Here is a 20106-nt window from a genome sequence, read left to right on the forward strand (position 1 = left end):
TGCTCAGACCTCCTGCGCCTGCAGCCACATCTCCAGCAGCGCGACCTGCCAGAGTTCCGATCCGCGCAAAGGCGTGATGTACTTGGTCGGGTCGGCGTAAAGCTTCTCAAGATAAACGTCGTTGAAGAGGCCGCGTTCCCGGGCTGCCTGGCTGGAGAGCGTGTCGCGCACCATGTCCAGATAGTCGCCCTGGATGTATTTGAGAGCCGGCACGGGGAAATATCCCTTGGGGCGGTCAATCACGGCGCTCGGGATAACCTTCCGGGCAGCTTCCTTCAAAACGCCCTTTCCTTCCTGCGCAAGTTTGAACTCCGCCGGAATGCGGCCTGCCAGTTCCACCAGTTCATGATCAAGGAAGGGAACGCGGGCTTCAAGCCCCCAGGCCATGGAATGATTGTCAACCCGCTTCACCGGGTCGTCCACCAGCATGACGTTGGTATCGAGGCGGAGTGCCTTGTCGACCGGGTCTTCCGCTCCGGCCTGCGCGAAATGCGCCTCGGCAAAGGCAAGGCTTTCGTCCCTGTCGCAGTGATAGGCGGGGGAGACGGCTTCCGTCATCTGCGCGGCCGTCCGGTCGAAAAAGGCGGCAGCATAGTCCTGCAGCGGCCGGTTCGATCCTGTGAGCTTCGGATACCAGTGATAGCCGGCAAAGACTTCGTCCGCGCCCTGGCCGGACTGGACCACCTTGATGTGTTTGGAGACCTCACGCGACAGCAGGTAGAAGCCGATATTGTCGTAGGAGACCATCGGCTCCGACATCGCCCGGATCGCGCCGGGAAGGTTCTCCTGCAGCTCCGAGGAAGGGATGAAGATCTTGTGGTGATTGGTGCCGTAGTGCTCCGCGATCAGATCCGAATACTGAAACTCGTCACCCTTCTCGCCATGGGCTTCTTCGAAGCCGATGGAGAACGTGGCCAGTCCCTGTTGGCCTTCCTCGGCCAGAAGGCCGACGATCAGGCTGGAATCGACGCCGCCGGAAAGCAGCACGCCGACCGGAACGTCGGCGACCATGCGGCGGCGAACGGCGGTGCGCAGGCTTTCCAGCACCTCGTCGCGCCACTCGTCGGCACTTCGGGCCAGATCCCTGGAAGATTTGGCAAAGTCCGGTTTCCAATAGGTGTGGTCGCTCGACCGGCCATCGGCCTCGATGGTTCGCACGGTTGCCGCGGGAAGCTTGCGCACACCATTGAGGATGGTGCGCGGGGCGGGCACGACCGCGTGCCAGCTCATGTAATGATGCAGGGCAACCCGGTCGATGGATTTGTCGACGCCGCCGCCGGCCAGAAGTGCGGGCAGGGAGGAGGCAAAGGCCAATCGGCCGCCGGCTTCGCTGAAATAAAGTGGCTTGATGCCGAAGCGGTCGCGGGCAAGGTGGATGCGGCCGCTGTCATGCTCGTGGATCGCAACGGCGAACATGCCATGGAAGCGGGAGAAGCAATCCTTGCCCCATTCCGCCCAGGCTTTCAGGATCACTTCCGTGTCGCTGGTTGAAAAGAAACTGTAGCCGCGGTCGATCAACTCGGAGCGCAGCTCCTGATAGTTGTAGATGCAGCCGTTGAAGACCAGGCTGAGGCCGAGCGCCATGTCGGTCATCGGCTGGGTGCCGCGCTCGCTCAAGTCGATGATTTTCAGGCGCCTGTGGCCGAAGGCTATCCGGCCGCGCTGGGTCACGCCCATGCTGTCCGGCCCGCGGGCCTCCATGGCGTCCGCCATCCGGCTGACCCGGATTACATCCGCCTGAGCCCCGTTGAAAACCACTTCGCCGCAAATGCCGCACATATTGACAATTTTCTCCGTTTCTTGAAAAGACGCGCATTATATAGAACTCTAATCATTAGAGTTCAAATGAATAGAGGTGTAATGATGCAGGCGATGCAGTCATCGCAAGTGGTCAAGGCCATCCGGAAGATCGTCCGGGCCATTGATCTGCGCTCCAGGGAAGTCTCGCGGCTGACAGGGCTAACCATCCCGCAAATCGTTGTTCTTCAAGGGATTCGCGATCTCGGGGAGGTGACGACGAAGGCGCTTTCCGACAACGCGGACTTGAGCTCCGCGACCGTGGTTACCATACTCGACAAGCTGGAGGAAAAAGGTCTGATCGAGCGCTACAGATCGCTTGCGGACCGCCGAATCGTGCATGCGCGGCTGACGGAGAGGGGCGTCGCAGAAACTGCGAACCTGCCGGGTCTATTGCACGAGGAATTCGAACGCAAGTTCGCAGCTCTTGCCGCCTCGGACCGGGATCAACTTGTGAAAGCGATCGAAGGGATCGCGGAAATGATGGATGCCCACAAACTGGATGCGGCGCCGATCCTGATGACCGGAGGGCTCTCGGACTGACGGACCATCAGGCGCGACGTTTGGTGGTCTCACCGTTGCCGACGCCGTCCGTGCCGGAGCCAAGGTGTGTATGGAACGCATCGAGCTGTTCCTGAATGCGCTCCGGCGGCACGGCGGGTGAACAGAAGTAGCCCTGGACGCCGTTACAGCCGAGCCTTGCCGTGAGCGCGAACTCGCCGGCCGTTTCCGCGCCTTCCGCAATTATCCTCAGGCCCAGGCTGTGCCCGAGGCCGACGATAGCCTGGAACAATTGCTCCTTCTGTGGCTCCTTGTCGGCATCGGTCAGGAATGCCCGGTCGATCTTCAGCTCCTGGAAGGGCAGCCGGTGCAGGTAGATGAGCGACGAATAGCCGGAACCGAAATCGTCGAGTGAAAGCTGGACGCCGATCCGCTGCAGGTCCGAGAGAATATCGAGAACCAACTGTTCGCTGGTGTCGACGAAGACATTTTCCGTAACTTCCAGGCACAGGAGATGGGCCGGCAGTCCGTAAAGCTCCAGCATGTAGCGAACGGTTTCGGCGAAATTGGTTTGCCGGAACTGCAACGGTGAGACATTGACCGAGACGTGTCCGAAACCGAATCCGGCCTGCCGCCACCTTGCCGCCTGCTTGCAGGCCAATTCCAGAACATAGTGGCCGAGTTCGATGATGAGGCCGGTCTTTTCGGCGATGGGGATGAATTCGCTGGGCGGCACGAAGCCGCGCTTTTCGCTCGGCCAGCGGATCAGGGCCTCCAGGCCGATCAACTTGCCGCCGTCAGGATTGATCTGGGGTTGGTAATGCAGGGTCAGCTGCCGTGTCTTGAGCGCCGCGCGCAGCAGCGTCTCCGTCAGCATTTCGCTCTGGATCCGATCGTTGAGGGGCGGGGCGAAAAACTCGTAACGCGGGCTGCCGTTTTCCTTTGCGGCCCTGAGCGCCAGGCCGGCGACCCTGTGCGCGGTCTCCGCGTCCTCGGCGTCCTGGGGCAGAAGAGCGATGCCGATGCTGGGCTCCACGCGGATCTCGCCTTCCTCGAGCTGGAAGGGGACGGACAGCATCTCGATTGCCTGGACGGCGTAATCCTGCGCGACCGATCCCTTCTTGTCGAAGGGCAGCAGGATGCAGAAATCGTCCGCGGAAATACGCGCTATCTGGGCGCTTGGCCCGAAGATATTGGCAAGGCGCGCATAAGCCTGCAGCAGCACCCGGTTGCCGACCTGCTGGCCGAAAGTATCGTTCACCTTGGCAAAGCCGTTGAAGTCCAGATGGATCAGCGAGGCGGAAAAATTGTCGGTCCGGGTGCGCTTCAGCGTCTGGCTGAGGTCCAGGAAATACCGGGCCCTGTTGCCGGCGGTGGTCACGGGATCCGTATAGGCGAGCTTGTGCAGCTTGTCCTGCAGATCGGTGACCCTTGCCAGTCCGTGCGCGAGGTCGCCGATTTCGTCCTTGCGGTCGACGTAGGGAATTCTTTTCGGCTGGGTTCCGGCAGCCAGTTCGTCGGCCGTCTTGGCGAGTTGGCGCAGGGGGCGCAGTTCGAACCGCAGGAACACGCTGCCGACCAGAATGACGGAAGCCAGAATGAGGATCGCGGCGGTGGTGATCCTGGTCTTCAGCCTGTTCTCCGCCAGAGTGAGATCGTCAACCCAGCCGACATCGACGGCCAGTGCACCGGCAACGCCGCCGGAGGCCGTCAGGATCGGGGTGAGATAGGCAAGGCGAAGCCGTCCCTGAACAGGCACGTTACCGGCATATGGCTGGCCGGCGGCAAGGCTTGAATAGGCGGGATGACCGGCACGGATGGAAAAGGCCGGTGGCGGACTACCGTCAGGCGCGGAGAATGTGGTGGAGAAGCGGTCGAAGGACGCCGTGTCCGGCGACCAGCGGAAGAGATTTGCAGCGCCCTGGTTGGTCTGGCCGATGGTCTTGGTCAACCGGTCCAGCTTGTCGTTCGGCGCAAGCAGATCCGGTTCCCCATGCGCGGCGATGCGGATGGCCACGGGATTGTTTGCTGAATCGAATTCGGGACTGAGAACGGACCCCGTGCCGAAGGACAAGATGGCGACGGCCGCACGCGCTGCGCGGTCGATACGGATTGTAGCGTTTTCCTCCGTCGTCCGGGACAATTCAAAATAACTCAAGCCCGAGACAAGTCCGATGCTGCAAAGCACCGTGATAACAAGAATAACGCCTATCCGGAATGCAAGCGAATGTAAGCCTAACCGTTCTATTTCACCTGATCCTTGTCAATTTCACGCATAAGAGGTTCCTCTCTATCTTAGCACGTAAAAGTAATTCTCAATCGCTACGAAATCCTGAACTCCCGTCGAGAATATGTGCTGCTTTCTGAGGCAACTTTTTAAGGTTTCGATCTAACTCTGCGGCAAATTTTACGATGGTCCGGGATGGCGGGCCCCGGATCAAAACGGGAATGACCCCTGGGAGCGTCGTCTTCAATCGGGGAAGGCGTTGCGGACCCATTGGAAAATGGACCGAAAGGCGCTAGGACGGGAGCGGTGTGCTTCCCGGCAGGGGGCTGGCCGGTTCGGCGTGTATCGGGAAGATGACTGCTTGATTGCTCTCAGACCAGTTTTGAACGTTCTCGGATTTCTGTATGTGGGTCTTGCGACGGCGATGCTCATTCCGGCGATCGTGGACGTTGCGCAGAAGAACGCCGACTGGCAGGCCTTTGTCTTTTCCGCGCTCCTGACCGGCATGGTCGGTATGCTGCTGTCGCTGGCCGTCGGTGGATCGTTGCGCCAGGGACTGGACACCCGCCAGACCTTCATTCTCACGACGCTTGCCTGGACGACACTGCCTGCCTTCGGCGCGCTGCCGTTTCTGTGGCTGGGCATTGGTTACGCGGATGCGGTCTTCGAAGCGGTTTCAGGGTTCACGACGACCGGCTCGACGGTGCTGACGGGGATCGACAGCCTGCCACCGGGGCTGCTTGTCTGGCGCTCGCTGATGCAATGGATGGGCGGGGTGGGGATCATCGTTATGGCGATCGTGCTGCTGCCTTTCCTCAGGATCGGCGGCATGCAGCTGTTCCAGAGCGAGAATTCCGACCGCTCGGAAAAGATCGTCAGCCGTTCGGTGGAACTGATCCGCCTGATCGGCCTGGCCTATCTGTTCATGACCGTCCTGTGTATTGCCTCATACCTGGCGACCGGAATGGACCTCTTCGACGCGTTCAATCACGCATTGACGACCATCGCGACCGGCGGGTTTTCCACGCACGATCTGTCCTTCGGCTACTTTACCAACCCGGCATCGGGCTGGGTGGCCGTGTTTTTCATGATTGTTGGCGCCTTGCCTTTCGTGCTGGTCGTGCAGGCCCTGCGTGGCCATCCCCTGTTGCTGTGGCGCGATCCTCAGGTCAGGGCGCTCCTGGGTTTTCTTGCGGTGGTCTCCCTGACGCTCACGGTCTATCTCGGCGTCACGATGCATTTTCCCTTCGACGATGCGATTTTGAAGGCCACCTTCAATGTGGTTTCCATCGTCACCGGCACCGGTTACGCGCTGGGCGATTTTTCCCAGTGGGGAGCGCCCATGATAGGGGTGTCGCTGCTGCTGATGTTCGTCGGCGGGTGCACGGGATCCACCACAGGCGGTATCAAGATCTTCCGCTTCCTGGTGTTCTTCGGTACTGTGCGGGCGCACCTGCGCCGCATGGTACGGCCGCACCGGGTCATGTCGGAAGAATATGGCGGCACGCGGCTGACACCGGAACTCTCCTTTTCGGTTCTTGCCTTCCTGGTGGTCTATATGGGCTCGGTCGGCGTCATCACCGTGGCGCTTTCCTTCTTCAATCTGGACCTTGTCACCGCCATTTCCGCCGCTGCGACATCCGTCGGCAATGTGGGACCGGGTCTTGGACCGATTATCGGTCCCGCCGGTCATTTCGCGCCGTTGCCGGACGGGGCCAAGTGGCTTTTGTCCTTTGCCATGCTGGTCGGCCGACTTGAACTTTTCACCGTCCTGGTGCTGCTGGATCCGGATTTCTGGTCCAAGTAGGCGGGACCGGACTTTTCCAGGGCCCCGCCGGGCCGCGCATTCGAGAGATCTCGCCATGAAGTTTTCCGCCCCCCTTGTCAGCGGCCGCCTCGTCAAGCGCTACAAGCGTTTCCTCGCGGATGTTCTTCTGGACGCGGACGGCAGTGCAATCACGGCGCATTGCGCCAATCCCGGTTCCATGCTGGGGTTGAGGGAGCCGGGATCGCGGGTGTGGCTGTCGGCGTCCGACAACCCGAAGCGCAAGCTGAAATATTCCTGGGAAGTGATCGAGGCGGACGGTGCTCTCGTCGGTATCAACACCGCCCATCCCAACGGCCTTGTCGAAGAAGCGATCGCAGCCGGGCGCATCGAAGCCTTGTCCGGTTACGCATCGCTGCGCCGGGAGGTCAAATACGGCAAGAACTCGCGGATCGACATCCTGCTGGAAGGGGCGGCTGGTGAAAGGACCTATGTCGAGGTGAAGAACGTTCACCTGATGCGCCAGGCCGGTCTCGCCGAATTCCCGGACAGCGTCACCGCCCGTGGGGCCAAACATCTGGCCGAGCTCGCCGATATGGTGGCGGAAGGCCATCGGGCGGCGATGGTGTTCCTCGTCCAGCGGCCGGATTGCGACCGGTTGAGCCTCGCCTCGGATATCGACCCGGCCTATGCGGCGGCCTTCGCTGAGGCGGCCAATGCGGGTGTTGAGGTCTATGCCATCGGCTGCGATGTGCGGCTCGACGGCATCGACGCGGTCAAGCCCGTCGAAATCGCGATCTGAAATCCGCTCAAGCCTGGCGGACGACGATGGGCGTGCCGTCCGGCACCCGGTTGTAGAGATCGATCACGTCCTGCTGCAGCATCCGGACGCAGCCGGAAGAAACCGCCTTGCCGATGGACCAGGTTTCGGAGGTGCCGTGCAGGCGGTAAAGCGTGTCGCGGTTGCCCTCGAAAATGTAGAGCGCCCGTGCGCCCAGCGGATTGTCGCTGCCACCCGGCATGCCGTTCTTGTATTTGACCAGTTCCGGCTGCCGCTCGATCATTTCCTCTGGCGGGGTCCATTTCGGCCAGGCTGCCTTCCGGGCAATCCTTGCACGGCCACCCCAGGCAAACCCCGCCCGGCCGATGCCGACGCCGTAGCGCATGGCCTTGCCGCCTTCCATGGTCAGATAAAGGAACCGGTTCGGGGTGTCGACGATGATGGTCCCCGCCGGTTCGGGCGCGGAATAATCGACAAGCTGGCGGTAGTAGGCCGGGTCGATCTTCGAAAGATCGATGGCCGGAACCGGGAAGGGTTCCTCAGGCATGGCCCGGTACATCTGCAGGACCTCGGGCTGGATCCGCCGGCCTTCGACAACGGGGCTGCCGGGGCGGGCCGGACGGAGCGGCAACTGGCCGGCTCTCTGGCTGGACGCACAGCCGCTGGCGAGAGCGGCGGCCGCGGCGGCGAGGAACAGTCTTCGGTTCAGCATTCCATGTTCCGTTAGCGAATCTGATAGTCGTTCAAACACTGTCAGCGTCGGGTAAACGCGCGACAAGGCTTAAAGTCGAGTTTTGACACGCATTTGAACTCGTTTCAGTTTCTGCTTGGCCGGTATCGGCTCGCTCGCAAGAAAATAGCCGGCCAGACGCTCTGTCTGACCGGCCTCCAAGGGTCTACAGACCCTGGATCCTTGTCCGGAAATCCCCGGCGGAAACGTGGCACCTTGTTCACCAACCAGTGAGTGCCGGGCCGCAGTTAGCGCAGTTTGGTAGAATTTCTTGCCACGAAACCGGCCAGCTCAGCCCGCGGTTTCCTTGGAAAGCGGCGGCTGGAACTGCCAGCCCATGTCCCACGGGAAATAGATCCAGGTGTCCTGCGACACTTCGGTGATGAAGGTGTCGACCATCGGCACGCCCACCGGCTTGGCATAGACGGTGGCATAATGGGCCTTGGGCAGCATCTCGCGGACAACTTTCAGCGTCTTGCCGGTGTCCACCAGGTCGTCGATCACCAGAACGCCGCTGCCTTCGCCGTCTTCGAGGTCGATCACTTTCGGGTCGATCGGCTTGATGACCTTGAGCGAGCCCTGGCTGTCATAGTCGTGATAGGAGGCGATACAGACCGTTTCGATGGTGCGGATGCCGAGTTCACGGGCAACAATCCCTGCCGGCACCAGTCCGCCGCGGGTGATGCAGACGATAGCCTTCCATTCGCCGACGCTCGACAGGCGCCAGGCGAGGGCGCGGGAATCTCTGTGAAACATGTCCCAGGAAACCGGGAATGCTTTGTTTTGAGCTGGGTTTTCCATATTTTGTCCTTCAGACTTGTCCCGTGAGATCGGCAACGGCCTCAGCAACATCTCTGGCGGCGGCCTTGAGAATGTCTTCGTCGCGTGCGCGGATCACGATCTGTGTTGTGAATTTGCCATCGGTCGCCCGGGGGTAGGAACCGATCAGCGTCTGCGGATGGGCGTCCTGAATGGCGGAAAGGCGCTCGGCGATCCGGCTTTCGGGCATGTCCGCGGCGACAGTTTCCGACAGCATCTTCTTGCCGGTTCTCAGCGTCGGCGCGATCGCATCCATCATGGCCTGCATGATCGACGGCACACCGGCCATCACATGGACGTTTTCCATGCGGAAACCCGGCGCCTTGGAGACCTTGTTCTCGATCAGGTCCGCGCCGTCCGGAATGCGCGCCATGCGCTGGCGTGCGGGCGTGAACTGGCCGGGAGGATAGTGCGGTTCCATGATCGCGACCGCGCGCGGATCGAGGTTCAAGGCGACGCCGAAGGCGGCGGCGACACTTTCCGCGGTGATGTCGTCGTGTGTCGGGCCGATGCCGCCAGAGGTGAAAACGTAGTCGTATTTCGCCCGCAAGGCGTTGACGGCGCTGACTATTTCCGGCTTTTCATCGGGAACGACGCGCACTTCCTTGAGATCGATGCCAAGCGCGGTGAGATAGTCGGCAACGAAGCCGATGTTCCTGTCCTTCGTGCGGCCGGACAGGATTTCGTCGCCGATGACCAGAAACGCAGCGGTTACAACGTCGTCTGGCTTCTGACCCGTCATCTTCGAACTCCCTGACACCTGGATGGGGATTGGCTTTATCCCAGCTTTCCGCCGGGCTCAAGCGAAAGCGGCTAATGACCGGGTGTCCAGCCGTAAATGTCGTCGAAGCGCGCTGCCAGCGCGGTCGGCCGCGACAGGCGCAGCACGGTGTCGCGCGCAAAGGCAAGGGCTCCCGAATAGTGGAAGGTCCGGGCGTTGCCGTGGGAAATGCCCTGGATCCGGGTTGCCCTTGCCTTGCGCGCACGCTCATAGGCCCGCAGCGCCGCAGGGACGTTGTCTGCATCTGCGGGCAGGTGAGCCGCCAGAATAGCAGCATCCTCGATGGCCATGGCCGCGCCCTGGGCCATGAAGGGCAGCATCGCATGGGCAGCGTCACCAAGAAGGGCAATGTGGCCATGGGTCCAGGGACCGGAAGCATCGACGCTGCAGAGCGCCCATTTCAGCCACCTGTCGGGAACGGTCAACAGGTTGCGCACTTCCGTCGGCCAGGACCGGAAGACCTTCAGAACGGTTTCCTTGTCGGCCTTTGCCGACCAGGTTTCGTCCTTCCAGCTTTCTTCCGCCAGCGCAACGATGTTGAGTTCGCGACCGCCGCGCACGGGATAGTGCACCAGATGTGCATCCCGGTGGAACCAGATGCCTGCCTCGCGCCGCCATCTTACCGGAACGCTGGCGACCGGCACCAATGCACGGTAAGCCACCTGGCCGCTGTAATGCGCGATTTCATGTCCGGGAACGAGCTGTCGGACTTTCGACCAGACACCGTCGGCGCCGATCAGGGCCTTGCAAGAAAGATTGCCCGTGACGTTCTGGTCCTGGAAAATGCAGGCGAGATGGTCGTAGGGCGTAGGCTCCAGGTCGAGGACCTGGCTGGCAAGCCTGACGTCGATGCCATCCGTTGCCTGGACTTTCTCCAAAAGGACCCGTTGCAGATCGCCACGATGAATTTCCCAGAAAGGATAGCCGTGGCGATCCTTGATGAAATCGCCAAGTTCAACGGCGGCCAGCTGCCGGCCGGTCGCCGCGGAGCGCAGTTTCATGCAGTCCGGGGCGAAGGCGTGGGGTTCGAGTGCTTTCAGCACTCCGAGCCTGTCCAAAACGGCACAGGCGTTGGGAGAAAGCTGCAGCCCGGCGCCGACTTCGGAGAGGGATCGTGCCTTGTCCATGACAACGATGTCGTGACCGCGGGCGCGCAGGGCGAGGGCGGCGGCAAGGCCGCCAATTCCAGCGCCGGCGATTACGATCGGGGGAGCGGGCTCACCGTTTGTGCTCATGGACCGGTTTTAAGTTACGCCGCGACAGGCGTCCAGCCGCAATCAGACGGCGAGGATTCGGTTGCCTGCAATGTCTTGTCGAATTTGTAGAGCGTCGAGCAATAGGGACAGACGACTTCGTTTTCCGCACCCATATCCAGGAAGACATGGGGATGATCGAACGGGGGATTTGCACCGATGCACATGAATTCCCTTGCGCCGATCGCTACCGAATCGTGTCCGCTGGTGTTCTGGAAATGCGGGACGACATGATCCGCCATGGTGAAAATCCTCTGTCTCTAACGGTTCGGACCCCGATAGCAAATTTCGGCGACCATATCCATTTGTAAGATTCTTCGGGTGTGGACCCGTCTGCGGTCCACTGCCGCAGGAACGGGGCTTTTCGCCTGTTCAATTGGGCTTTGCCATCTTTGCCCAAACACCTTACTGTACAGGTCAAATGTGTTTTCCGTTTACGTAAGGGTTAGACTGGTTTCATGCCCCAGTTCGAATTTGATGGAGTACGGATCGCCTATCTGGACGAGGGCGAGGGCGATCCGATCCTGCTGATCCACGGCTTTGCATCCAACAAACAGGTGAACTGGCAGTATCCGGGCTGGGTCGATCTCCTGGTCAAGGACGGCCGGCGGGTGATCGCCATCGACAATCGTGGTCATGGCGACAGCCAGAAATTCTATGACCCGGCCGCCTATGGTGCACCGGTCATGGCCGAGGATGCCAAAAGGCTGCTGGATCACCTTGCGATCGAGCGGGCAGATGTCATGGGCTATTCGATGGGGGCACGCATCTCCGCGTTTCTGACGCTGAACCATCCGGGCCGGGTACGCCGTGCGATTTTCAGCGGGCTCGGCTACGGCATGATCACCGGGATCGGCGATGCGGAGCCGATCGCAACAGCGCTGGAGACGGACCGCATCCAGGATATTTCCGACCGCACCGGCCGCGCGTTCCGCGCCTTTGCCGAGCAGACCGGGTCGGACCGGCGGGCGCTTGCCGCCTGCATGCGCTCCTCCCGCCAGAAAATCAGCGAAGAGGATGTCGCGCGGATCGAACGGCCGGTGCTGGTTGCTGTCGGTACCAGGGACGATATCGCCGGTTCGCCGCAGAAGTTGGCGGATCTCATGCCGCACGCGGATGTCCTGGAGATCCCGGGACGCGATCACATGGTGGCGGTGGGTGACAAGGTCCACAAGCAGGGTGTCCTGGCATTTTTGAACAACGTCGAGGCGTGAGCGCGTCCGGGCTGCGGGAGGAGCAGGCCGGCCGGAAAGAGGTGAGGGAGGTTGCATGGGTCCGAAACGGGTAGAGTTCCAGGGAGCGGAGAAAAACGGCCTGATCGCCGACCGCTATGGCGCGGGCGAGCAACCGGTCATCATGCTGCATGGCGGCGGCCAGACCCGTCATTCCTGGGACGCAGCCTCCCGGCGCATCGCCGATCTCGGCCACCCAGTCTATTCGCTCGACCAGCGCGGCCATGGCGAAAGCGATTGGGTCCCCTCCGGCAACTATGCCTTTGACAATTTCGCCAAGGACCTCGTTTCGGTCACGCGCCAGGTCGGCGCGCTGCACCGGGAAAGGCCGGTGGTGGTCGGCGCGTCGCTCGGCGGTTTTGCCGGGATGCTGGCGGAGGGCCAGGAAAATCCGGGCGGTCTAGCAGCTCTGGTGCTGGTGGACATCACGCCTCGGATCGACATGGGCGGCGTTGCCAAGATCCTCGGCTTCATGGGCGACCGTGTCGATGACGGATTTGCAGACGTGGAGGAGGCGGCCGACGCAATCGCCCGTTACCTGCCCAACCGGGCGCGGCCGAAAGATCTTTCGGGTCTTTCGAAGAACCTTCGCCTTCATGACGACGGCCGTTACCGCTGGCACTGGGATCCGGCCTTCCTGAAAGCGAAAGAACACAAGGATCCGTCCCTCGGCGTCGCGGCCCAGGACGCGATGCTCAGGGCTGCGGGCAATCTCAAGCTTCCGGTCCTGCTCATTCGTGGTCAGAATTCGGAACTGGTGTCGATGGACCATGTACGTGAGTTCCAGGGTCAGGTCCCGCACGCGAAATTCACCGACATCCGGGATGCCGGCCATATGGTTGCCGGTGACCGCAACGACGTTTTTGCCGGTGCGGTGGAAGATTTCCTGATTGCGTTGAAGGCCGGAGCCGAAGCGGTCTGACTGCCGAAGTCCTGAGTCTTTTCAGGTGCCTGTGCCACGTCCCTGGCAAAATGATTCAAGCGAGGAACCGGGTGGCAGGGCCCGGTCAGCGCCCCCGGAACACCGGCGCACGCTTCTCCAGAAAAGCGTTGTACCCTTCCCGGTAGTCTTCGCTGTCGATGCAGGTCTGGGCATTGCGGAAAGCATCTGCCAGGTCGATCGCCGGCGGACCGGCAAGCTGGTTCAGAGCCTGTTTTGCGGCCTTCAGCGACAGGGGCGCATTTGCGCAGATCGTGGCGCAAAGCGCTTGGATCCGGGCGGCGAGGTCGCCGTCCTCGACAACTTCGTTGATCAGGCCGATCTGCAGAGCTTTTTCCGCAGGGACCCGTTCACCGGTGAAGATCAGGCTTTTGGCATCTGAGACAGAGACGGCTTCCAGAATGTCGCCGAGCGCCTCCGGCGGATAGGCAAGGCCCAGACGCGCGGCCGGAATGCCAAAGAAAGCCGACCGGGCGGCAATGCGGATATCGCAGGCAAGGGCCAGTCCAAGGCCGCCGCCGAGGCAGGGGCCCTCAATTGCCGCGATCACCGGGATGGGCAGCGACTTCAGCGCCCGGAAGGCCGCGACGTTGATGTTGTCGTAGTTTTTGGCTGCCGTGGGTGTGGAGCGGATTGCCTCGAACTCGGAGATATCCGCCCCGGCGCAGAAGGCCTTGCCGCCGGCGCCGCGGAGAATGCACACACGCACATCCGGATTGTTTTCCAGCTCTAGAAGTTTTTGCGGAATGGACTGCCAGGCGGTGAGGGGAAGGGCGTTCTTTCGATCCGGAGCATTGAGGACAAGACTGGCAACCGCGCCGCGAATGTCGAGTGCCGGATTGTCCGAAGAGGCGGTCACAGGGGTGTCCTTCTGCATGTTATCGTCTCTCCTTTCGTTATGGATGATTGCAACGGCCTTGAAAATTTGGCAGTTCCGGGTTCATCAAAGAGGGTCATATCTGATATCAGCAACTTTGATTTGGGAATATCAGACTGCAGTCCTATCTTAAGGGCTCGAAATGACGGCTTGAAAAGGAGACAGGCCATGTCGGCACCGATCGGCAAGTCAGAATTGAAACACGTTCCGATGCATGATCCGGTTTGGCAACAGCTGCGGGATGAGGCGCAGGCAATGGTGGTGGCAGAGCCCGCCCTGTCTTCCTTTGTCTATGAGACTGTTCTCAACCATGACAGCCTGGAAGAAGCAGTCGTGCACAGGCTGGGCGATCGCCTTGGCCGGGACATCGTCTCCGCTTCTCTGATCCGCCAGACCTATCTGGAAGCGCTGGCAGACGAGCCGGAACTCGCCAAGATCTTCCGCGTGGACATCGTTGCGGTCTTTGACCGCGATCCGGCCTGCTTCCGTTACCTGGAGCCGGTGCTCTACTTCAAGGGCTTCCACGGACTGCAGACGCATCGTCTGGCCCATTGGCTGTGGCGCCAGGGACGCAGGGATTTTGCGCTTTATTTGCAGAGCCGCGCCTCCGAAGTGTTCCAGATCGACATCCATCCGGCAGTTCCAGTCGGCCGCGGCATCTTCATCGACCACGGCACCGGCATCGTCGTCGGCGGAACCGCGGTGATCGAGGACGATGTCTCGATCCTGCAGGGCGTCACGCTTGGCGGCACGGGCAAGGAGGATGGCGACCGCCATCCGAAGATCCGCCGCGGTGTGCTTCTGGGAGCCGGTGCCAAGGTTCTCGGCAATCTGGAAATCGGTCACTGCTCCCGGATCGCCTCCGGCTCGGTAGTCTTGCAGGACGTTCCGGCGAATACGACCGTTGCGGGCGTGCCGGCCAAGATCGTCGGCAAGGCGGGATGCGCAGAACCGGCGCGCAGCATGAACCAGCTCCTCGGCGAAGAGGCGGGGACCGATTGACCTTGGCAAAACGAGGCCACGGGTCGGCAAAATCGGGCAAAAGGAAGACGGGGAAAGCGTGCGGAAGGGCTTTGGCATTTTCGCCCGCTCCTGTAGGGTCCGCGCCAGAACGATGCTGAAAGTAAACAGGAGAGCGCCGTGAAACCCGACGAAATCAAAAAGATCGAAGCGTATCTGCGTTCGAAATTCGAAAACAAGAGCATCAAGGTGCAGGCCCGGCCGCGCAAGGACGACAGTGCCGAGGTTTATATCGGTGACGAGTTCATCGGTGTCGTGTTCCGCGATGACGAGGACGAGGACCTGAGCTGGAACTTCCAGATGGCGATCCTGGAAATCGATCTCGAGGACGTCTGACACCGTTTCGACAGCTGATGCTGACAAAGGGCGGCTTCCTGCGGGAGGCCGCCCTTTTTGTTTGTCCGTTGTGCGTGGTCAGGGGCGTTGGAATTCCCGGATCTTTGCCGCAACGCTCGCATCTAGGCGGCGCCAGTCAGGCAGGAGCGCCTGATTGAAGCTATAGCGGAGCTCCAGGCCGGAGGAGAAAACGATAGCCCTGTGGCAGGTCGCGGACCCTGTCGAGGGCTCCTTGCGGCAGCGCGCAATAAACCCGTTCTGCTCGGACGGGTCGTAGACCACGAGGTCGGTTGCAGCCGAGCCGCTGGCGGAAAGGCGCAGCACCTTCAGGCCGTCCGGGCCTGAAATCTCTCCGCCGCGTGCCAGTCGGCGGTAGAACGGATCCAGCCGCGCCCGCAGGCTTTCCCGGCCACGGTTGCTCTCCAGCTCGATCAGAAGGGTGTCTTTGCCGCTGCTGTTTCCCACAATCCCGAGGTCTGGCCAGGACATGGCGAGGCGCAATGTCTCGAAAACGGCCCCTTGTTCAAGGGATTGCCGGCGCTGACGCGCCGAGGCGATGAAGCCCGGCATCAACTCGAACCGGGCAGAGCCGACGGAAACGGAAACTGGCTTCGCGGTCAGGTCTTGTATCGGCCATGCAGATGCACCAGTCCAGGCAGTGATCCTGTCGACCAGATGGGCCGTTCCCAGCACGCAAAGCGCAAGGACAAGCCATGTGAACACGCGGGGGCGGAAGCTGCTGGGCTCTGGAAGTGTCAACGGGATCATCGTGCCACCCCGCTGCCGCGGACTGCTCGGATCTGGCACAGCCTGTCCCGCTTCGGGACAAGTGTCCCGCTCGGGGTGGCCCGCTCCGACACAACAGACGGCCGCATTTCAAGGAATTGGCCCATTTACCGTTCCGGCACAGTCTTTGCTCTTGACCCTTCAGGAATTCTTAATCACTTTCCGTAAGGAAGGGTTAACAAGAGGTTAACGGTCGTGCTGTTCGATATTCTTATCGTTGGATACATCGCCTGCGCCGGTTTCGTCGCTGCGGGCGTGCTGGGCAGCCTCTATCAGTTGATCACGCAACAGCCGCCGAAATTTGCCTTTGACGGCGATCGGCTGCTGCCGTTCATGGGCGGGCTTCTCGTATGTGTGTTCGCAGGCCCCTTCATCATCATGCGAAATGCCATTCGCGGGCGCCGCATCGAGGGACGTCCGCTTGGCTGGCTGGTCGCTTCCTCGACCATCGCCGGCATGTGGAGCATGTGCTCCGGCATCATGGTGATCAACGTTGTCCTGCTGATGGTTGGTTTTTCCTGAGGTCTCATGCCGGTCTATGCACTTGACGGACGCACGCCTGTTTTCCCGGAAAACGGCGAGTACTGGGTTGCTCCGAACGCGACGCTGATCGGCGACATCGTGTTGAAGGATGCTGCCAGCGTCTGGTTCGGCGCGGTGCTGCGCGGCGACAACGAGCCAATCACCGTCGGTATCCGGTCCAATGTCCAGGACGGCTGCGTGTTTCACACCGACATGGGCTATCCGCTGACGATCGGCTCAAACTGCACCATTGGGCACAAGGCCATTCTTCATGGCTGCACTATCGGAGACAATTCGCTTGTCGGCATGGGGGCGACCATTCTCAACGGCGCGGTGATCGGGTCAAACTGCATCATCGGAGCAAATGCCCTGATTGCCGAGGGCAAGGAGATTCCGGACAATTCGCTGGTGGTCGGCGTTCCGGGCAAGATCGTCAAGACATTGCCGGAGGAGATTGCCGCCAGCATTGCCAATTCGGCCGACGGCTACGTGCGCAACTGGCGACGCTTCAAGGCTGGCCTGCGCGAACTCTGATCGTTCTTCAATCACGACACGCCCGAAAAGACGGGAACCGGCCTGCGGGGGGCGGGCCGGTTCCCTGGATCCGGTCGTGGTAGGGATGGGGAGGGTGGGGACGCGACCGGATCGTCTCAGAGGCCCGGCGAACCGGACCAATTCCCAAACCTATTTGGATACGCTACTGACCGTGGTCACGCGCGTGTCGGCGATGCCGGTCCACAGAACGGGCGAGCTGGCGGACTGGCGCTTGATGTAGCGATAGGGTGTCGAATACCAGGGCAGGACTGCCTCGATCTGATTGTCGAGGATCATGTCGCCATGGTCGGTGCGCACCGTCAGCACCGCGTGTCCCGAATTCTGAGTATCCTTGGCGACGGTGATCAGGAGCGCGCTCTTGGGCCAGCCGGCTTCGATCAGCACGCGCTGCTTTTCAAGAACATATTCCTCGCAGTCGCCGTACCCGTTCACGGGAAAGGTCCAGTATTCTTCCTTGCCGAAGAGATCCTGGTCGGTCATCGGCCGGATGCGCTGATTGACCTCCTTGTTGATGGCAATCAGTTCGTTCCAGCGGCTTTCGTCCAGGCGAACCACCACGGCGTCGTATCGTTCCTTCGGACAAGCCGTCTTGTTGTCCTTGCAGAATTGCACATAACCGACCGGTGCCTTCACCGGCGCTTTCATGTCCATGAAGCGGCCGGGATCGGCCAGCGCCGCAGTTCCTGCGGTAACCGAGGCCAACAACACCGAAGATGCGAACAAAGTTCTCTGAAGTAATTTCATCGTTACGCCCTCCCCAAGGCTGACGCAACGATGACGCATTCGATTTTACTTGGAGAAAATCTTCAAAGTAAAACTAAATGAATATTTGAATTGTATTTGATTTTATTTTTATAATCATTTGATTTTCACTTTAATCAAGTTCGCGACAAACTTTCCTAAAATTCGACGCATCCTCCAGAAGGGCTTGAAAATGAAGGATTTGACGGATCTGGAGCCAAGTATTCCAGAGTGTCTCGCAAGACAGGCAATGGGGCCGAAAGGCGCAAAACCCCTCCCGCCGGGGTGGTGAAAGGGGCAAAAAATTTTTTGAATTTTCGCAGAAAAGGCAGGTTCAAGCCCGGAATCCGGGAAGTCAGGCACCGAACCGCTACCGCTTTGGTTGGTCGGACAGCGCCTTTTCAAGCCACTCTGCCGGCAAGGCCGGAAAGTCTTTGGGAGACCTTGCAATAACCTCGGCAAACAGAACCCGACCTGACTATGTCTGGAGTCTGTGCTGCAAGGAGCAGGGTGCCGGTCGAAAACGAATACGACGCACCAGAACAGTCCTCAAACGTTGCCCGTTATGCGGGAGCAGCGGCTTTGGAACGGAACCCGTTTACCGAGGTTGGTATTAGTTTTCTTCAGGTGCGGAAATATGATGTTCCAGCAGTTCGCGGCTCTGTACGGCCGCAAACTCGACCGCGATACCGCCCTCGACACGGCGGACGACACGGGCGTGCATCTTGCCGAGTGTGATCGGGTCGCCCATTTCCGGCACGATGTCGGTGGCAAGAGCCGCGCCCGACAAGGATACGTCGACGATCCGGCAGACATGTTCGGAGCCATCCGGCAGGATCATCTTGGTCATCGGGTTCTTCGGCACGAAACGGTCGTGGCGGCGGTCTTCGGGAAGATTGAGCTCATCCCGGTTGGCAAGCCAGGTCAGAACATTGGCGATCTTGTCGCGCTTGCGCACGGTATTGCGCAATTCAACCGCAAAACCACCGTCGATCAGACGGGAGATGCGGCCCTCGACGCGGCTCAAGTGATCGAGATAGGCAATGACGCGCTCACCGACCTTGCCGCTCACCGGAGTGATCATGGCCATGCCGCCAGGCGACATATCGATAACCTGACAGGGATATTCGCGGCGATCCTCAAGCATGAACCGGCCCAGAATGTTAACCTGAACGCGTTGATGTCGCCGGCGATCAGTGACTTGAAGCGATTTGCTTCCCTCTGGTGCTGTTGCCAATCCGGCGCTCATGCCTGTTTTTTCCAAAATCGTGCGCAAATCGCACTTACCCCGGCCGAGATGCGATTCAGAAGACGTCTTCAAAGCACTTTAGGCAGCTGGGGTTAACGATGTGTAAGAGTGTAGCCGAGACGGGGCTCAGGTCTAGGCTTGGAGGCGATAAAAATCGCGACTTGCCGCCTGTTGCGGCAAAGTCGAGCAAATTAAACCCGAAAAATAACATCCCGTACGGCGGACGCAACGTCAAGCTGCGGCGTGGAGCGGTGCCGGCAAGGAGGATTCGCCAAGGAGGGAGGGCCGGATTGATTCTCGCAGGTCCGCCAGGGGGCAGGGGGGGGGCAGGGCGCGGCGGGCCGCGCCCCAAATCGGGATCGGATCAGTCTCAGGATTTTCCGCCGGCATAGACCGTCAGGTGCCCGACCTTGCGTTCAGCCCCTTTTGGCAGGGGCGGGGTCGGCACCGCGAGGCCTTCGGCGGTGAAGCGCGGCAGGATCGGGTTGAGCGTTGCAGCCGGTGCATCGACAAAATAAGGACGCTCATCCGGCCAGACCAGGCGCAGGCTGGTGATCGACTGGTTCAAAATGGGATGCAGGCCGATCCAGTACGGCTTTTCCATCGGCGTGCAGCTGCCGAGGATACGGATCCGGCCCTCGCCCGGCACGTTCAGCGGCACCAGCAGCATTTCCATCTGCAGCACTTGACCGCGTTCCGTATGGCCGTTGATGCCGATGACGGCGGCTGCGGCGTCTTCCGTGATGGCGGCAATCAGGCTTTCCAGGGCTTCCCGGTCCTTGACGCTCCAGCCGCGCAGGAAGTTGCGGCCTTTCAGTTCCCGGCAATGGGCCGAGCAAAGCCGGGTACCGGCCAGACGATAGCGCACATCCTTCGGTCCGTTCGTCTCCAGGATGAAGGTGTCTCCCAGCAGGCCGCGGATTTCGCCGGGATCGACTTCGCTGCGGTTCGGCGCCGGCCGTGCACCGCGAAGGTTGTCCCAGTAGTTATAAAGAGTTTGCGTAACGCCGTGTTTCATCTGGTCTCGCCTCTTTGCCATTCTTGCGCCCGGTGTTTCGTCTCAAGACAGTGCCTGTTTCAAAACGGGACGAAATTCATTCCCTGTCTGTGTTTGACGACTACTAAGCAGGGGGCGTGCCAAGTCCCGGGATGTGCTCAAACCCAGTGTTTCTGCGAAACGTTAAGGTTAATTTT

General features: G+C 60.6%; 21 protein-coding genes. 9 read left to right on the forward strand and 12 right to left on the reverse strand.

Features of this window, described 5'->3' with window-relative positions:
- Positions 1–3: 3 nt before the first annotated feature.
- Positions 4–1779, reverse strand: coding sequence for an N-acetylglutaminylglutamine amidotransferase (locus tag ACX3M4_RS01290; protein ID WP_459356798.1), 1776 nt, complete (start codon positions 1777–1779; stop codon positions 4–6).
- A gap of 93 nt (positions 1780–1872) precedes the next feature.
- Between ACX3M4_RS01290 and ACX3M4_RS01295 the strand changes: the two genes are divergently transcribed.
- Entirely contained in the window at positions 1873–2340 is a 468-nt protein-coding gene (locus ACX3M4_RS01295; RefSeq protein WP_459356799.1) for a MarR family winged helix-turn-helix transcriptional regulator, read from the forward strand.
- A 7-nt stretch (positions 2341–2347) separates the two neighbouring features.
- Here ACX3M4_RS01295 and ACX3M4_RS01300 read toward each other — a convergent pair whose 3' ends face one another.
- The gene (locus ACX3M4_RS01300) at positions 2348–4441 is read right to left on the reverse strand and encodes a putative bifunctional diguanylate cyclase/phosphodiesterase (protein ID WP_459356800.1); all 2094 of its coding nucleotides are present in this window, start codon (positions 4439–4441) and stop codon (positions 2348–2350) included.
- Positions 4442–4907: 466 nt separating this feature from the next.
- Between ACX3M4_RS01300 and ACX3M4_RS01305 the strand changes: the two genes are divergently transcribed.
- Together ACX3M4_RS01305 and sfsA are read left to right on the forward strand one after the other, a co-directional pair.
- A complete protein-coding gene (locus tag ACX3M4_RS01305; RefSeq protein WP_459359351.1) occupies positions 4908–6332 on the forward strand; it encodes a TrkH family potassium uptake protein in 1425 nt (474 codons plus the stop codon).
- A 55-nt stretch (positions 6333–6387) separates the two neighbouring features.
- Positions 6388–7092: a DNA/RNA nuclease SfsA gene (sfsA, locus tag ACX3M4_RS01310; protein WP_459356801.1), complete on the forward strand. Its 705-nt coding sequence runs from the start codon at positions 6388–6390 to the stop codon at positions 7090–7092.
- Between the two features lie 7 nt (positions 7093–7099).
- Here sfsA and ACX3M4_RS01315 read toward each other — a convergent pair whose 3' ends face one another.
- The 5 genes from ACX3M4_RS01315 to ACX3M4_RS01335 form a co-directional block, all read right to left on the reverse strand.
- Positions 7100–7783, reverse strand: a complete 684-nt coding sequence (locus ACX3M4_RS01315; RefSeq protein WP_459356802.1) for a L,D-transpeptidase — start codon at positions 7781–7783, stop codon at positions 7100–7102.
- Positions 7784–8092: 309 nt separating this feature from the next.
- A complete protein-coding gene (gpt, locus tag ACX3M4_RS01320) occupies positions 8093–8602 on the reverse strand; it encodes a xanthine phosphoribosyltransferase (protein WP_459356803.1) in 510 nt (169 codons plus the stop codon).
- A gap of 10 nt (positions 8603–8612) precedes the next feature.
- Entirely contained in the window at positions 8613–9362 is a 750-nt protein-coding gene (locus ACX3M4_RS01325) for a competence/damage-inducible protein A (RefSeq protein WP_459356804.1), read from the reverse strand.
- Positions 9363–9433: 71 nt separating this feature from the next.
- A complete protein-coding gene (locus ACX3M4_RS01330) occupies positions 9434–10636 on the reverse strand; it encodes an FAD-dependent monooxygenase (protein ID WP_459356805.1) in 1203 nt (400 codons plus the stop codon).
- A 14-nt stretch (positions 10637–10650) separates the two neighbouring features.
- Positions 10651–10896, reverse strand: coding sequence for a zinc-finger domain-containing protein (locus tag ACX3M4_RS01335; protein WP_459356806.1), 246 nt, complete (start codon positions 10894–10896; stop codon positions 10651–10653).
- A 216-nt stretch (positions 10897–11112) separates the two neighbouring features.
- Between ACX3M4_RS01335 and ACX3M4_RS01340 the strand changes: the two genes are divergently transcribed.
- Positions 11113–11868, forward strand: a complete 756-nt coding sequence (locus ACX3M4_RS01340; protein ID WP_459356807.1) for an alpha/beta fold hydrolase — start codon at positions 11113–11115, stop codon at positions 11866–11868.
- Positions 11869–11923: 55 nt separating this feature from the next.
- The gene (locus ACX3M4_RS01345; RefSeq protein WP_459356808.1) at positions 11924–12808 is read left to right on the forward strand and encodes an alpha/beta fold hydrolase; all 885 of its coding nucleotides are present in this window, start codon (positions 11924–11926) and stop codon (positions 12806–12808) included.
- A gap of 85 nt (positions 12809–12893) precedes the next feature.
- On the opposite strand, the gene ACX3M4_RS01350 is transcribed toward ACX3M4_RS01345, so the two are convergent.
- On the reverse strand, positions 12894–13703 hold the full coding sequence (locus ACX3M4_RS01350; protein WP_459356809.1) for an enoyl-CoA hydratase-related protein: 810 nt from the start codon (positions 13701–13703) through the stop codon (positions 12894–12896).
- Between the two features lie 168 nt (positions 13704–13871).
- Between ACX3M4_RS01350 and cysE the strand changes: the two genes are divergently transcribed.
- Together cysE and ACX3M4_RS01360 are read left to right on the forward strand one after the other, a co-directional pair.
- Positions 13872–14705, forward strand: a complete 834-nt coding sequence (gene cysE, locus ACX3M4_RS01355; RefSeq protein WP_459356810.1) for a serine O-acetyltransferase — start codon at positions 13872–13874, stop codon at positions 14703–14705.
- A gap of 138 nt (positions 14706–14843) precedes the next feature.
- Entirely contained in the window at positions 14844–15059 is a 216-nt protein-coding gene (locus ACX3M4_RS01360; protein ID WP_459356811.1) for a DUF3126 family protein, read from the forward strand.
- A gap of 78 nt (positions 15060–15137) precedes the next feature.
- On the opposite strand, the gene ACX3M4_RS01365 is transcribed toward ACX3M4_RS01360, so the two are convergent.
- Positions 15138–15827: a hypothetical protein gene (locus tag ACX3M4_RS01365; RefSeq protein ID WP_459356812.1), complete on the reverse strand. Its 690-nt coding sequence runs from the start codon at positions 15825–15827 to the stop codon at positions 15138–15140.
- Between the two features lie 213 nt (positions 15828–16040).
- On the opposite strand from ACX3M4_RS01365, the gene ACX3M4_RS01370 reads away from it, so the two are divergent.
- Complete coding sequence (locus tag ACX3M4_RS01370; RefSeq protein WP_459356813.1) at positions 16041–16367, forward strand: DUF6949 family protein; 327 nt, start codon at positions 16041–16043, stop codon at positions 16365–16367.
- Positions 16368–16373: 6 nt separating this feature from the next.
- Positions 16374–16901 carry a gamma carbonic anhydrase family protein gene (locus tag ACX3M4_RS01375; protein WP_459356814.1) on the forward strand — a complete coding sequence of 176 codons (528 nt, stop codon included), beginning with the start codon at positions 16374–16376 and terminating at the stop codon, positions 16899–16901.
- Between the two features lie 150 nt (positions 16902–17051).
- Here ACX3M4_RS01375 and ACX3M4_RS01380 read toward each other — a convergent pair whose 3' ends face one another.
- The 3 genes from ACX3M4_RS01380 to ACX3M4_RS01390 all read right to left on the reverse strand — a co-directional run bounded on the left by ACX3M4_RS01380 (position 17052) and on the right by ACX3M4_RS01390 (position 19930).
- Positions 17052–17666, reverse strand: coding sequence for a transglutaminase-like cysteine peptidase (locus tag ACX3M4_RS01380; RefSeq protein WP_459356815.1), 615 nt, complete (start codon positions 17664–17666; stop codon positions 17052–17054).
- Positions 17667–18276: 610 nt separating this feature from the next.
- On the reverse strand, positions 18277–18912 hold the full coding sequence (locus ACX3M4_RS01385; protein WP_459356816.1) for a PilZ domain-containing protein: 636 nt from the start codon (positions 18910–18912) through the stop codon (positions 18277–18279).
- A 370-nt stretch (positions 18913–19282) separates the two neighbouring features.
- Entirely contained in the window at positions 19283–19930 is a 648-nt protein-coding gene (locus ACX3M4_RS01390; protein ID WP_459356817.1) for a PAS domain-containing protein, read from the reverse strand.
- Between the last annotated feature and the right edge of the window lie 176 nt (positions 19931–20106).

This window comes from Roseibium sp. M-1, from assembly GCF_054515675.1.